General features: G+C 71.0%; 17 protein-coding genes and 1 tRNA gene. 13 read left to right on the top strand and 5 right to left on the bottom strand.

Annotated features, from left to right (window positions below):
* Positions 1 to 6 precede the first annotated feature (6 nt).
* Positions 7 to 294, top strand: a complete 288-nt coding sequence (locus GY24_RS11560; protein WP_067226682.1) for a DUF3039 domain-containing protein — start codon at positions 7 to 9, stop codon at positions 292 to 294.
* A 485-nt stretch (positions 295 to 779) separates the two neighbouring features.
* On the opposite strand, the gene GY24_RS11555 is transcribed toward GY24_RS11560, so the two are convergent.
* Positions 780 to 2,099 (bottom strand): nicotinate phosphoribosyltransferase, encoded by a 1,320-nt coding sequence (locus tag GY24_RS11555; protein WP_162842936.1) that lies wholly within the window; start codon positions 2,097 to 2,099, stop codon positions 780 to 782.
* Between the two features lie 28 nt (positions 2,100 to 2,127).
* On the opposite strand from GY24_RS11555, the gene murI reads away from it, so the two are divergent.
* Genes murI through GY24_RS11535 form a run of 4 tightly spaced genes read left to right on the top strand, consistent with a single transcriptional unit; the run spans position 2,128 to position 5,320 of the window.
* Complete coding sequence (murI, locus tag GY24_RS11550) at positions 2,128 to 2,952, top strand: glutamate racemase (protein WP_104475927.1); 825 nt, start codon at positions 2,128 to 2,130, stop codon at positions 2,950 to 2,952.
* A gap of 8 nt (positions 2,953 to 2,960) precedes the next feature.
* Entirely contained in the window at positions 2,961 to 3,731 is a 771-nt protein-coding gene (rph, locus tag GY24_RS11545) for a ribonuclease PH (protein WP_233279325.1), read from the top strand.
* On the top strand, positions 3,728 to 4,354 hold the full coding sequence (gene rdgB, locus GY24_RS11540) for an RdgB/HAM1 family non-canonical purine NTP pyrophosphatase (protein WP_104475884.1): 627 nt from the start codon (positions 3,728 to 3,730) through the stop codon (positions 4,352 to 4,354). Before rph ends, rdgB begins: the two co-directional genes overlap by 4 nt.
* A gap of 51 nt (positions 4,355 to 4,405) precedes the next feature.
* A complete protein-coding gene (locus tag GY24_RS11535) occupies positions 4,406 to 5,320 on the top strand; it encodes a cation diffusion facilitator family transporter (protein ID WP_104475882.1) in 915 nt (304 codons plus the stop codon).
* 9 nt (positions 5,321 to 5,329) lie between these two features.
* On the opposite strand, the gene GY24_RS11530 is transcribed toward GY24_RS11535, so the two are convergent.
* The 3 genes from GY24_RS11530 to GY24_RS11520 are packed head-to-tail and all read right to left on the bottom strand — an operon-like array spanning position 5,330 to position 7,480.
* Complete coding sequence (locus GY24_RS11530; RefSeq protein WP_193953573.1) at positions 5,330 to 6,067, bottom strand: DedA family protein; 738 nt, start codon at positions 6,065 to 6,067, stop codon at positions 5,330 to 5,332.
* Positions 6,068 to 6,122: 55 nt separating this feature from the next.
* Complete coding sequence (locus GY24_RS11525) at positions 6,123 to 6,794, bottom strand: DedA family protein (protein ID WP_231919384.1); 672 nt, start codon at positions 6,792 to 6,794, stop codon at positions 6,123 to 6,125.
* Positions 6,795 to 6,796: 2 nt separating this feature from the next.
* Positions 6,797 to 7,480 (bottom strand): biliverdin-producing heme oxygenase, encoded by a 684-nt coding sequence (locus GY24_RS11520; RefSeq protein ID WP_161498732.1) that lies wholly within the window; start codon positions 7,478 to 7,480, stop codon positions 6,797 to 6,799.
* Between the two features lie 167 nt (positions 7,481 to 7,647).
* Between GY24_RS11520 and GY24_RS11515 the strand changes: the two genes are divergently transcribed.
* Complete coding sequence (locus GY24_RS11515; protein WP_133161183.1) at positions 7,648 to 8,067, top strand: hypothetical protein; 420 nt, start codon at positions 7,648 to 7,650, stop codon at positions 8,065 to 8,067.
* 33 nt (positions 8,068 to 8,100) lie between these two features.
* On the opposite strand, the gene GY24_RS11510 is transcribed toward GY24_RS11515, so the two are convergent.
* A tRNA-Leu gene (locus tag GY24_RS11510) sits at positions 8,101 to 8,185 on the bottom strand.
* Positions 8,186 to 8,266: 81 nt separating this feature from the next.
* Between GY24_RS11510 and GY24_RS11505 the strand changes: the two genes are divergently transcribed.
* From GY24_RS11505 to GY24_RS11480, 7 genes are all read left to right on the top strand, one after another.
* The gene (locus tag GY24_RS11505) at positions 8,267 to 9,499 is read left to right on the top strand and encodes a CpaF family protein (protein ID WP_104475923.1); all 1,233 of its coding nucleotides are present in this window, start codon (positions 8,267 to 8,269) and stop codon (positions 9,497 to 9,499) included.
* Positions 9,496 to 10,389: a type II secretion system F family protein gene (locus GY24_RS11500; protein WP_233279324.1), complete on the top strand. Its 894-nt coding sequence runs from the start codon at positions 9,496 to 9,498 to the stop codon at positions 10,387 to 10,389. The genes GY24_RS11505 and GY24_RS11500 overlap by 4 nt, the downstream gene beginning before the upstream one ends.
* Positions 10,386 to 11,324: a type II secretion system F family protein gene (locus tag GY24_RS11495; protein WP_104475874.1), complete on the top strand. Its 939-nt coding sequence runs from the start codon at positions 10,386 to 10,388 to the stop codon at positions 11,322 to 11,324. The genes GY24_RS11500 and GY24_RS11495 overlap by 4 nt, the downstream gene beginning before the upstream one ends.
* 18 nt (positions 11,325 to 11,342) lie before the next feature.
* Entirely contained in the window at positions 11,343 to 11,516 is a 174-nt protein-coding gene (locus GY24_RS17865; RefSeq protein WP_162842935.1) for a hypothetical protein, read from the top strand.
* A gap of 4 nt (positions 11,517 to 11,520) precedes the next feature.
* Positions 11,521 to 11,916, top strand: a complete 396-nt coding sequence (locus GY24_RS11490; RefSeq protein ID WP_267892615.1) for a TadE/TadG family type IV pilus assembly protein — start codon at positions 11,521 to 11,523, stop codon at positions 11,914 to 11,916.
* Complete coding sequence (locus GY24_RS11485) at positions 11,891 to 12,343, top strand: hypothetical protein (RefSeq protein WP_104475872.1); 453 nt, start codon at positions 11,891 to 11,893, stop codon at positions 12,341 to 12,343. The genes GY24_RS11490 and GY24_RS11485 overlap by 26 nt, the downstream gene beginning before the upstream one ends.
* On the top strand, positions 12,340 to 12,531 hold a 192-nt coding region (locus tag GY24_RS11480; RefSeq protein ID WP_233279323.1), incomplete at its 3' end, for a pilus assembly protein TadG-related protein. The genes GY24_RS11485 and GY24_RS11480, both read left to right, overlap by 4 nt.

Here is a 12,531-nt window from a genome sequence, read left to right as displayed (position 1 = left end):
GGAACCATGTCTGAACTCTTTCGCGCCAGCATCGCCGACCCGGGAATGCCCGGCGGCGGAACGTCCACCCTCGACCGTGAGCTCGAAGAGCTGCTCAACCAGGAGTCGATCGAGCCGGGCGACCACGAGCGCTTCTCGCATTACGTGAAGAAGGAGAAGATCCTGCAGTCGGCGCTGACCGGCAAGCCCGTCCGGGCGCTCTGCGGCAAGAAGTGGACCCCGGGCCGCGACCCGGAGAAGTTCCCCGTCTGCCCGAGCTGCAAAGAGATCTACGAGAAGATGAAGTCCGAGTAGGTCACTCGCCTCCTCTCCTGCTCACACAGCGCCACTTCGTCGGCGTCCGCGCCACCTGATGTGGCGCGGATGCCGACCAACTGGCGCAGGGCGCGGGCCCCCACCGGCTGGCTGCGCCCGTTGCACTGATCGGGCCGGCCCCACTCATCGCGGCCGCCCCGCGGCGTCCCGGGGGTCTCCTATGCGCGGAGTGGAGCGCGCTGCGCCACTTGGTCGGCCTGCGCGCCCGAGGATGTGGCGCGGATGCCGACCAACTGGCGCAGGGCGCGGGCCTCGACCGCCCGGCTGCGCCCGCCGCACTGATCTGGCCGGCCCCACTCATCGCGGCTGCCCCGCGCGGTACCGGGGGTCTCCTAGGTGCGGAGTGGAGCGCGCTGCGCCACTTGGTCGGCCTGCGCGCCAGAGGATGTGGCGCGGATGCCGACCAACTGGCGCAGGGCGCGGGTGGCCGCGGGGTGGGGGTGCGCAGCCCAGGGGGAGGCGGCCTAGCGGTAGACGGTGGGGATGACGGGGTCGCCCTGCCCGAGGCGGAACGCCTGGATCGGCAGCTCCTGCATGACGGCGGCGCGGTGCTCGCGGGCCAGCAGCGTGCCCGCATGGCCGAGGTAGCGCTCCTCCGGAACGCCGTGGTGCACGAGCTGCACCAGCAGCTCGCGCTGGTTCTCGCCCGGCGCACCGGCCGGGGTGTCGACGCCGCTGCCCTGCACGTCGACGATCTCCTCGCGCGCCGTGCGGGTGGCATCCAGCCGCCGGAAGGCGCGCTTGCGGCCGCCGACGCTCACCTTCTGGGCGCTGGCCTTGGCCACCGGGATCCAGTCCTCGCCCCGGTCGCCCTTGTGCGCGACGAGCTTGTAGACCATGCCGGCCGCCGGTGCGCCAGAGCCGGTGACGACCGAGGTGCCGACGCCGTAGCCGTCGACGGGGGAGCCGGAGAGGCCTGCGATGGTGTGCTCGTCCAGGTCGCTGGTCACGGTGATGCGCGTGTTGACGGCGCCGAGGCTGTCCAGCTGCTCACGCACGGCGGCCACCACCGTCGGCAGGTCGCCCGAGTCGATGCGCACGGCGCCGAGCCCGGTGCCGGCGACGGCGACGGCCAGCTCCACGCCCGCGTGGATGTCGTAGGTGTCCACCAGCAGGGTGGTCCCGGGGCCGAACGCCGCCACTTGGGCGCGGAAGGCGTCCTCCTCGCTGTCGTGCAGCAGGGTGAAGGCGTGCGCGGCCGTGCCCATCGTCGGCAGGCCCCAGCGGCGGCCGGCCTCCAGGTTGCTGGTCGCGTCGAAGCCGGCGATGTAGGCGGCGCGGGCCGCCGCGACGGCGGACTGCTCGCCGGTGCGGCGCGAGCCCATCTCGGCGATCGGGCGGCCGAGGGCGACAGAGACCATGCGGGCGGCGGCGCTGGCCACCGAGGTGTCGTAGTTCAGCACGCTGAGAATCAGCGTCTCGAGGATGACGCCCTCGGCGAAGCTCGACTCCACGGTCAGCAGGGGAGAGCCGGGGAAGTACACCTCGCCCTCCCGGTAGCCCCAGATCTCGCCGCTGAAGCGGTAGTCGGCGAGCCAATCCAGGGTGCCCTGGCGCACCACGTTGTTGTCGCGGAGCCAGTCGAGCTCGGCATCCTCGAAGCGGAACGCCTGGATCAGCTCCAGCAGGCGGCCGGTGCCGGCGACGATGCCGTAGCGGCGCCCGTTCGGCAGTCGGCGGGCGAAGGCCTCGAACAGGCAGGCCCTGTCGGCGGTTCCGCTCTGCATGGCCGCATCGACCATGGTGAGTTCGTAGCGGTCAGTCAGGAGTGCGGAGCTGGTCACGCAGGCCAGCCTAGTAGGGTTGATTGACGTGACTGATGCACCGATTGGGATCTTCGACTCCGGCGTTGGCGGTTTGACCGTCGCCCGGGCCGTGAAGGATCAACTGCCGAACGAGTCGATTCTCTACATCGGTGACCTCGCCCACTCGCCGTACGGCCCGAAGAAGATTGCCGCCGTGCGCGGCTACGCCCTCGAGGTGCTCGACGATCTGGTCGACCAGGGCGTGAAGATGCTCGTCATCGCCTGCAACACCGCCTCCTCAGCGATGCTCCGCGACGCCAGGGAGCGCTACAGCGTGCCCGTGATCGAGGTCATCCAGCCGGCTGTGCGCCGCGCCGTGGTCAGCACCCGCAACAACCGGGTCGGCGTCATCGGCACGGCGGGAACCATCGCGTCCCGCGCCTACAACGACGCCTTCGCCGCGGCACCCACCCTCGAGCTGTTCAGCCAGGCCTGCCCGCGCTTCGTGGAGTTCGTGGAGTCAGGCGTGACCACCGGTGCCGAGGTGCTCGCGACGGCGGAGGAGTACCTCGCCCCGTTGAAGGCGGCGGATGTCGACACCCTCGTGCTCGGCTGCACCCACTACCCGTTCCTCAAGGGCGCCATCAGCTATGTGATGGGCGAGGACGTCACGCTCGTCTCCAGCGACACCGAGACGGCCAAAGACGTCTACCGCACCCTCGTCAGCCAGGGCCTGGAGCGCACCGCCCCCGGCGCCCCCAGCTACCGCTACGAGGCGACGGGCGAGAGCACCAGCGCCTTCCTCGACCTCGCCCACCGCCTCATCGGGCCCGACATCTCGACCGTCGAGCTCACCAGCGTTCCCCCCGCCACCAGCGCGAAAACCCACTAGGAGACACCGTGACCACTCTGAACAGCTCCGACCTCGTCCGCGTCGACGGCCGATCCGTCAGCGACCTGCGCCCCGTCACGATCGAGCGCGGCTGGAGCGATCAGGCCGAGGGCAGCGCGCTGATCTCGTTCGGCCGCACCAAGGTTCTCTGCACCGCCTCGTTCACCAACGGCGTGCCCCGCTGGATGGCCGGCAAGGGCAAGGGCTGGGTCACCGCCGAGTACTCGATGCTGCCGCGCAGCACGAACTCGCGCATGGACCGCGAGTCGGTCAAGGGCAAGATCGGCGGCCGCACTCACGAGATCAGCCGGCTGATCGGCCGGAGCCTCCGCGCCGTCGTCGACATGAAGGCGCTCGGCGAGAACACCATCGTCATCGACTGCGACGTGCTGCAGGCCGACGGCGGCACCCGCACCGCCGCGATCACCGGCGCCTACGTCGCCCTCGCCGACGCCCTCGAGTGGGGCCGCGGCAAGAAGTTCCTCGCCCAGAAGGCGCAGCCGCTAATCGACAGCGTCGCCGCCGTCTCCGTCGGAATCATCGACGGCGAGCCCATGCTCGATCTGGCATACACCGAGGACGTCCGCGCGGAGACCGACATGAACGTCGTCGTCACGGGCCGCGGGCTCTTCGTCGAGGTGCAGGGAACGGCCGAGGCCGCCCCCTTCGACCGCCGCGAGCTGGACGCCCTCCTCGACCTCGCCGTCGGCGGCGCCGCGACGCTCACCGCGCTGCAGACCGCCGCGCTGGCGTCCTCGCTCGAGGCCGCGCGCGCATGAGCATCGAGTTCGTGCTCGCCACGCACAACCAGCACAAGGTGGAGGAGTTCCAGCGGATCCTCGCCGAGGTGCTGCCGGATGCCGTCGTGCACGCCTACGACGGGCCGGAGCCCGTCGAGGACGGCACCACGTTCGCCGCGAACGCGCTCATCAAGGCGCGGACGGCGGCGGGCCACACCGGCCGGATCGCCCTCGCCGACGACTCCGGCATCAGCGTCGACGTCATGGGCGGCGCGCCGGGCATCTTCTCCGCCCGCTGGGCGGGTGGCCACGGCGACAGCCTCGCCAACACGCAGCTGCTGCTGGACCAGCTGTCCGACATGCGCGCGCCGAACCGCGCCGCGGCGTTCCACTGCGCCATCGCACTCGTCATCCCCGGCAACGGCGCGGGCGCAGCGGCGTTCGAGCATGTGGCATCTGGCGTCTGGCCGGGCACCCTGGCCACCGAGGTGTCCGGCGCGCACGGCTTCGGCTACGACCCGATCTTCATCCCGGAGGGCTCGGAGCTGACGGCTGCCGAGCTCGCGCCGGAGGTCAAGAACGCCACCAGCCACCGGGCCAGGGCGGTCGCCGCGCTGATCCCCGTGCTGCTTCAAGCTATTGAGAATGGCACTCATTCCTAACTAGGCATACGCGCTGGCGTGGCGCTCGCGCGCCCGCCTAGCGTGGAGCACATGGGACACGACCACAGCCACGCCGATCACTCGACGAACCGCACCAGGCTGCTCGTCGCGATCGGCATCATCGGCGCGTTCCTGCTCGTCGAGGTGGTCGGCGCCCTGCTCAGCGGCTCGCTCTCGCTGCTGGCCGACGCCGGCCACATGTTCTCCGACCTCACCGGCCTGATCATCGCCCTCGTCGCGACGGTGATCGCGGCCCGGCCGGCGAATGACCGGCAGACCTACGGCTATCAGCGGGCCGAGGTGTTCGCCGCGCTGTTCAACGGCGTCGTGCTCACCGTCGTCGCCGTCGGGGTGAGCATCGAGGGCATCCGCCGGCTCATCGAGCCGGGAGGGCCGGAGGTGCAGGGCGGCACCATGCTGCTGGTCGCGGTGCTCGGGCTGGCCGCCAACATCGCCGCGATGTTCGTGCTGCGCGGGGGAGCGAAAGACTCGATCAACATGCGCGGCGCCTATCTGGAGGTGTTCGGCGACATGCTCGGCTCCGTCGCCGTCATCATCGCCGCCGTCGTGATCATGACGACCGGCTTCGAGAAGGCCGACGCGATCGCCTCCCTGGCGATCGCCGTCATGATCGCGCCGCGCGCCTTCTCGCTGCTCCGGGACGTGGTGCGGGTGCTCAGCCAGGCCGTGCCGGCCGACACCAACGTGGCCGAGATCCGCGCGCACATCCTGCGCACGCCCGGCGTCGTCGACGTGCACGACGTGCACGTCTGGGCGATCACGACGGGCAGCCATGTGTTCAGCGCCCACGTGGTGGTGGAGCCGGAGGTGCTGAGCGGGGATGCCGGCGGCTGCCTGCTCGACGAGCTCAGCGAGTGCCTCGAGGAACACTTCGACGTGGCCCACTCAACCTTCCAGCTGGAGCCGGCCACCCACGCGGCGCACGAGGACCACTCGCACGCCTAGCGGCGCTGCCTAGGCCGGGTCCTTGCCGTTCAGCAGCTCGGGGTCGAGTGCCAGCGCGGCGGCCTCCTCGGCATCCGTGACCTTGTCCGCGCCGGCGGCCGTCGAGCGCTTGGCCTTGACCGAGGAGCTGATGTAGTGCCAGACGGTCGGAATCAGGGTGATTGTCACTGCGCCGAGCAGGATCAGGTCGATGTAGGACTGGACGAAGTTAGCGATCGGCGGGATGTAGCCGAGCAGGAAGCCGAAGTAGGTCAGGCCGGCGCCCCAGATCAGCGCGCCGATGGCGTTGTAGAGCGAGTACTTCTTGTAGTCCATGTGGCCGACGCCGGCCGCGACGGGGGCGAAGGTGCGCACGATCGGCACGAAGCGGGCCAGGACGATCGCCAGGGCGCCGAAACGGTCGAAGAAAGCGTTGGTCCTGCGGACGTTCTCGACGCTGAACAGCCCGGACTCCTTGCGCTCGAACACCTTCGGGCCGAGCTTGTGGCCGATCAGATAGCCGACCTCGCCGCCGAGGAACGCGGCAAAACTGATCGCGAGGCAGACCCACCAGATCTCCACGCCGAAGACGAGCAACGTGTGGGTGAGCAGGCCGGAGATGACGAGCAGCGTGTCCCCGGGAAGCAGGAAGCCGACCAGCAGGCCTGTCTCGGAGAAGACGATCGCGCACACCACGAGCAATGCCCACGGTCCGGCCGAGGAAATGATGACCTCAGGGTCGAGCCAGGGGATGAGAGCGGTATGGATCACGAGGTGAAGTCTAGCTTTCCGAGGGGTGCACCAACCGGTCCGCTCGCCAAGATCATCCCTCGGATGTAGATGTTCCCGGCGTGGCAGCGGCTGCGGCGCGCTCCGCCTTGTCAATCCGCCAGGCGCGGATGCCGGCGACGATGGAGGCGGTGATGACGATGCCCGCGATCACGTAGGAGCCGGCCTTCACCGCGGGGATGGATGCGGCGAAGTAGCCGATCAGGGTGATTCCGACGCCCCAGGCCAGCGCACCGACGAGGTTGGCCGTGACGAACCGCAGATACGCCATCCGGCCGACGCCGGCGATGACGGGGATGAACACGCGACCCCACGGCACGAAGCGCGCGATCACCACGGACCACCAGCCGAAGGTGTGGTAGAACCACTCGGTCTTCGCGATGGCCTTCTGCGTGCGTGCGCCGCCGCGTTTGTCGAGGTACGGCCTGCCGAAGCGGCGTCCGAGCAGGAAGCCGACCTGGTCGCCGAGGAACGCGGCGATGCCGACGCCGATCGTGAGCACCCAGATGTCGACTCCGGATGCGCTCGCGGCGATCAGGCCGGCGGCGAAGAGGAGCGAGTCACCGGTGACGAAGGGAACGAAGATTCCGAAGAACAGGGCGGTGCCGGCGAAGACCAGTCCCCAGACGATGAGGTAGAAGACGATCGCGCCGACATCACCCAGCAGTCCGACGAGGTCATCGCTGACGCTGGTGGTGATGTGCACGACTACGCGGCGACGGCGGGCGTCTGCAGCTCGTCGAACAGCGCGCCGTTGAACTCGAAGGCGGCCAGCGCCTCCTCGACGACGGCTGCCGACTCCTCTTCGCTCAGCGGGAGGGCGTCGAGCTGCTCGCGGTACTCGCGCTTGAAGTGCACATGGTTCTCGATGCCGTCGAAGCGGTAGAAGGCGAGCTGCTCGTCGGTGGCGGCGTAGTGCCGGGCCACGAGACGGGAGATGGCCTGGCCGCCGGAGAGGTCGCCGAGGTAGCGGGTGTAGTGGTGGGCGACGTAGCGCGGCGAGTCGGTCGCGACGAGCTCGCGCAGGCGGTCGGCGTAGCGCTGCGTGGAGGGCAGGGCCGGGTGGCTGCTGCGCCAGTCGGCTGCGCCGAGGGCGACGAGGTCGCTCTCGATCTCGGCGAGGCGGTTCAGGCGCACGTCGTAGATCGCGAAGTCGGATTCGCTGGGGGTGCGCGACTCGAGGGCCTCGTAGACCCAGGCCATCTGCGCCAGGTAGCGGGTGTAGTCGGCCAGCGAGAGCTCGCCCTTCATCAGCCGCACGATGAAGGTGCGCGACTCGGTGGAGCGGTGCTGATCGTGCGTCTCGGTGCGCAGGCGCGCTCCCAAGGCGAGCGGGTCCTCTGAGACGACGGTTTCAGAGACGTGCGACTCGGGCGAGATTAGCTTAGGCATACCTACACAATACCGAACGAGTGTGGTGATTGCTGACAGATTTCCGGGACTCCGATGCGGTCCGAGTGGTGCGGATTGCCCGGATCGCGCCATTTACATCGGTCGACAGGGGGCGCACAGTGGTTTGTGCCCCTCGAACGTGGGGTCTCACGATCGGGGAAGACGAAATGCGCGGATCCAGAACAACCGCAGTGCTCGCCCTGGCGGGCGCGCTCCTGCTCTCCGGCTGCGCCTCGGGCGGTGGTGCGAGCCCGACGCCGAGCGCCGACGCCTGCGCGGCCGTGCAATCCGCGACGCGCGATATCGCGAACGGCGCGCAGAACACGCTGGCCGCGGCGGGCACGCCGAGCGAGATCGAGGCCAAGCTCAAGGGCTACAGCGAGCGCATCCTGGCGCTGGCCGAGAGTGCCGACAACGCTGCCGTCGCCGATGCCCTGACGGCCGTCGACGAGAAGATCGCCGAGGCGTCCGCGTTCGTCGCCGGCCTGCCGACGAACGAGGCCGGCGAGATCGACGCCGGCGCGATCGTCGATCAGCAAACGGCGATCCAGGACGCCGCCAGTGCGGTCAAGGCCGCCTGCGGTTAGCGCGCCACGGCCGACGCCGTCAGCGCCGACCGGTGGTGCGGGAGAAGGGACTTGAACCCTCACGCTCGAAAGCACAGGAACCTAAATCCTGCGTGTCTGCCAATTTCACCACTCCCGCGAGTGCCTCCCCAGCTTAGGTGGAAGAGGGGCCTGTGGATAACTTCTGCGCCGCCGGGGCAAATGGAGCATCATGGTCGGCATGAGCGACGCCGTGCGCATGATCACCGAGCAGGTGCGGTTGCGCGTGCGCCGGGAGAGCGTCGACCTGGCCGCCGATGCGGCCCTCGCCGAGAGCTATGTGCGCGCTGAGGTGCAGCGCTACAGCGAGCGGGCCCTCGGCAGTTCGTTGCCGCTGATCCACGACGAGGAGCAGGCCGCGCGCGAGGCCGTCGCCTCGCTGACCGGGTTCGGCGCGCTGCAGCCCTACCTCGACGACCCGGAGATCGAGGAGGTGTGGGTGAACTCGCCGACCCGCGTCTTCGTGGCCAGGGCCGGCGTGCCGGAGCTGACCACCACGGTGTTGGCGGAGCGGGAGGTGCGGGAGCTGGTCGAGCGGATGCTGCAGAGCTCCGGGCGACGGGTCGACCTCAGCTCGCCGTTCGTCGACGCCTCCCTGCCGGACGGCAGCCGGTTGCACGTCGTCATCCCCGACGTCACGGCCCGGTTCTGGTCGCTGAACATCCGCAAGTTCAGCCGCCGCATCCGCAGCCTCAACCAGCTGGTCGCCGCCGGCTCGCTCAACCGGCAGACGGCCGAGTTCCTGCGCATGTGCGTGCTGGCCGGGCAGAACATCCTCGTCTCCGGGGCTACGCAGGCCGGCAAGACGACGATGTTGAACGCGTTGATCGGGGCGGCCAGGGAGCGCGAGCGCATCGTGACCGTCGAGGAGACTTTCGAGCTCGACCTCCGCGCCCGGGACGTGGTCGCCATGCAGTGCAGGCAGCCCAGCCTGGAGGGAACCGGCGAGATCACGCTGCGCCGACTGATCAAGGAGGCGCTGCGGATGCGGCCGGACCGGCTCGTGGTCGGGGAGGTGCGCGAGGCGGAGAGTCTCGACCTGCTCATCGCCCTGAACAGCGGTGTGCCCGGCGCCTGCTCGATCCACGCCAACTCCGGGCGCGACGCCCTGGTCAAGCTCTGCACGCTCCCGCTGCTGGCCGGGCGCAACATCGACTCCTCGTTCGTGCTGCCGACGGTGGCCAGCTGCGTCGACATCGTGGTGCACTGCGAGATGGACAGGCACGGCCGGCGCCGGCTCGCCGAGGTCCTCGCCGTGACGGGGCAGGTGCGCGACGAGCAGGTCGAGGCGGAGACCCTGTTCGAGAGGCGCGGCGGCGAGCTCTGGGCGCCCGGCGCCCAGCCGACGAAGCTCGAGAAGTTCCGTGCGGCCGGGTTCGACCCGGCCGTCGTGCTCGGGGCGGTGCCGGTATGAGCCCGCTGCTGACCACGCTGCTCGGGGCCGCGCTCGGGGCCGGGTTGCTGTTGGTGCTCGCCCCGCTGTTCTGGCCGGCCGGGCGGGGCGGGCAGCCGGCGGGGCCCACGGCCGGTGTGACATCCGGGCCCCGCGCCGCGGCAGCACGCCTGCTCGCGCAGGCCGGCCTCCGCGGGGTGCCGCCGCTCGCCCTCGCCGCACTCTCCGTCGCCCTCGGCGTCATCGCCGCCGGGCTCGCCCAGGCCCTCCTCGGCATCACTGCGCTCGCCGTGGTGTGCGGGGCCGCCGCACTGCTGCTGCCCCTGGTGCTGGTGCGCTGGCGGGCGGCGGCCCGCCGCAGTGCGAACCGCGAGGTCTGGCCGGATGTCGTCGACCATCTGGTCTCGGCTGTGCGCTCCGGCCTCTCCCTGCCGGACTCGGTGAGCAGCCTCGCCAGGGTGGGGCCGCCGAGCACGCGCGCGCCGTTCGCCGATTTCGAGCGCGACTACCGGTCGAGCGCGAACTTCGTCCAGAGCGTCGAGCGGTTGAAGGACGCGCTCGCCGACCCCGTCGCCGACCGGATCCTGGAGACATTGAAGATGGCCCGCGAGGTCGGCGGCACCGAGCTGACCGGTGTGCTGCGCAGCCTCGCCGGCTACCTGCGCGAGGACGCGGCGGTGCGCGCGGAGCTGCGGGCGCGGCAGGGCTGGGTCGTCAACGCGGCCCGGCTCGGCGTCGCGGCGCCCTGGATCGTGCTGGTGCTGCTCGCCTCGCGCCCCGAGGCGGCCCGCGCCTACGACACCCCGGCCGGCTCGGTGCTGATCCTCGGCGGGCTGCTCCTCTCCGTCGTGGCGTACCGGGTCATGCTGCGCCTCGGCCGGCTGCCAGAGGAACAGCGGTGGTTCCGATGAGCCCCGCCGCTGGCTGGGCGCTTGTGCTGGGCTGCACGCTCGGACTCGGGCTGTGGTCGCTCGTCGCGCTGACACCGCGGCTCCGCCGGGCGCGCCTGATCGACCGGGTCGCACCGTACCTGAGCGACGTCTCGGAAGCCGCGCGGGAGCGGGCCGGCCGGCACACCGTCGACCCGCTGCCGGTGCTCGGCACGCTGTTCGCCCCCGCCGCGGCCCGGGCGGCGGCGGTCCTCGGAGACGTGCTCGGCGGCTCCGAGGTGTTGGCCCGGCGGCTCCGCCAGGCCGGGTCGGGCCGCAGCGTCGTGCAGTTCCGCACCGAGCAGCTGCTCGCCGCCGTGCTCGGCCTGGCCGTGGGACTCACCGTCACGATCCTCGGCTCGGCCCTCGGCACGCTGTCCCCGCTCGCGCAGGTCGCCCTGCCGCCGACGGCGTTCCTCGTGGGCGGCGCGCTGCCGGAGCTGGTGCTGCGCCGGCGTGCTCGGGCGCGGCTGCGCCGGATCGAGGCCGAGCTGCCGCTGGTGCTCGAGTTCCTCTCGTTGAGCCTGTCGGCGGGAGAGGGCCTGCAGGACGCCCTCGCCCGTGTCTCCCGGGCCAGCTCCGGCGGGCTCGCCGCGGAGTTTGGCGTCGTCGTCGCTCGGGTGCACACCGGCATCCCGCTCACCCGGGCCCTGCACGAGCTTGCCGCCGAACTGCGCGTCACCGCGCTCGCGCGCTGTGTGGACCAGATGATCGCGGTGCTCGAGCGCGGCACCCCGCTGGCCGAGGTGCTGCGCGCGCAGGCGAGTGACGCGCGCGGCGTCGCCAAGCGGGAGCTGTTGGAGAGCGGCGGCAAGAAGGAGGTACTGATGCTGGTGCCGCTGATCTTCCTGATCTTGCCGCTCACCGTCATCTTCGCCATCTTCCCTGGGGTGTTCGTGCTCCAGGCCGGGTTCTGAACAGGAAGGAAGACAACCATGTCCCGAATCACAGGAATGGCGCGGCTGCGCGAGGAGGAGCGCGGCGACGTGCCCGGCTGGGTTCTGATCTCGCTGATGACGGCCGGGCTGGTGGTGTTGATCTGGGGCCTGGCCGGCACGGCGCTTGCGCAGGTCTTCGATCAGGCCATCCAGCGCGTCCTCAGCTTCTGACACCGTGCAGCCCCGCGGCGCGGTGCGCGACGAGCGCGGTAGCGCGCTCGCCGAGTTCACGATGGTCGCCGCCCTCCTCACCCTGCTCTGCCTGGCCGTCGTGCAGCTGGCCCTGGCCCTGCACGTCCGCAACACGGTGCAGGATGCCGCAGCGGAGGGGGCGCGGATGGCGGCCCGGGCCGGGGCGACGCTGGACGACGGCCTCCAGCGCACCCGCGAGCTGATCACCCTCGGCATCGGCGCGGGCTATGCCGGCAACGTGACGGCCGGCTACACCGAGGTGGCCGAGCTGCGCAGCACGGAGGTGCGGGTCGTCGCCCCGCTGCCGCTGATCGGCCTGTTCGGGATCGCGTCGGGGCTGGAGGTGACCGGGCATGCGGCCGTGGAGCTTCCGGACTGAGCGCGGCTCGGCCTCGCTCGAGTTCCTTACCGTCGGCCTGATCCTGATGGTTCCGCTGGTGTACCTCGTGCTCGCCGTCTCCGCGCTGCAGGCGGGCGCGCTCGCCGCGGAGGGGGCCGCGCGGCAGGCCGCCCGCGCCTTCGTGCAGGCGGCGAACGAGGAGGCCGGGCAGGCCGCGGCCGGGCGTGCGCTCGCCGTGACCCTCGCCGACTACGGGCTCCCCGCCGAGACCAGCACGCTGGAGTTCGACTGCGGCGACGGCCAGCCGCGCTGCCTGGTGCGCGGGGAGGTCGTCACCGTGAGCGTGCGCGTCACCGTGGCGCTGCCGCTGGTGCCGGATGTGCTCGGGCTGCAGCAGAGCGCGAGCGTGCCGCTGGCGGCATCCGCCACCCAACGGGTGTCGACGTTCTGGGGAGGAGGGCCGTGACCGGGGCGCTGAGGGGGAGGCTGCGCGGGGAGGAGGGCTCGAGCCTGGTGCTCACCGTCTTCTACGGCGCCTTCGCGCTCGCCCTGATCCTGATCGTCGTCGCCGCGACCTCGCTGTCGCTGGAGCGGAAGAGGCTGCTCAGTGTCGCCGACGGCGCCGCGCTCGCCGGGGCGGAGGCGTTCGAGCTC

Source organism: Microterricola pindariensis (assembly GCF_002936985.1).
In the GTDB taxonomy this organism is placed as follows: Bacteria; Actinomycetota; Actinomycetes; order Actinomycetales; family Microbacteriaceae; genus Microterricola; species Microterricola pindariensis.
The sequence above is the reverse complement of the archived record's forward strand: the minus strand, read 5'-3'. Positions and strand labels throughout refer to the sequence as shown.

Excerpts from the sequence above, each read along its gene's own strand:
- GY24_RS17865 (WP_162842935.1), top strand. The coding sequence starts at position 11,343 with ATGTCCCGAATCACAGGAATGGCGCGGCTGCGCGAGGAGGAGCGCGGC.
- GY24_RS11520 (WP_161498732.1), bottom strand. The coding sequence starts at position 7,480 with ATGCCTAAGCTAATCTCGCCCGAGTCGCACGTCTCTGAAACCGTCGTC.
- GY24_RS11485 (WP_104475872.1), top strand. The coding sequence starts at position 11,891 with ATGCGGCCGTGGAGCTTCCGGACTGAGCGCGGCTCGGCCTCGCTCGAG.
- rdgB (WP_104475884.1), top strand. The coding sequence starts at position 3,728 with ATGAGCATCGAGTTCGTGCTCGCCACGCACAACCAGCACAAGGTGGAG.
- GY24_RS11495 (WP_104475874.1), top strand. The coding sequence starts at position 10,386 with ATGAGCCCCGCCGCTGGCTGGGCGCTTGTGCTGGGCTGCACGCTCGGA.
- GY24_RS11535 (WP_104475882.1), top strand. The coding sequence starts at position 4,406 with ATGGGACACGACCACAGCCACGCCGATCACTCGACGAACCGCACCAGG.
- GY24_RS11560 (WP_067226682.1), top strand. The coding sequence starts at position 7 with ATGTCTGAACTCTTTCGCGCCAGCATCGCCGACCCGGGAATGCCCGGC.
- GY24_RS11505 (WP_104475923.1), top strand. The coding sequence starts at position 8,267 with ATGAGCGACGCCGTGCGCATGATCACCGAGCAGGTGCGGTTGCGCGTG.
- GY24_RS11515 (WP_133161183.1), top strand. The coding sequence starts at position 7,648 with ATGCGCGGATCCAGAACAACCGCAGTGCTCGCCCTGGCGGGCGCGCTC.
- GY24_RS11500 (WP_233279324.1), top strand. The coding sequence starts at position 9,496 with ATGAGCCCGCTGCTGACCACGCTGCTCGGGGCCGCGCTCGGGGCCGGG.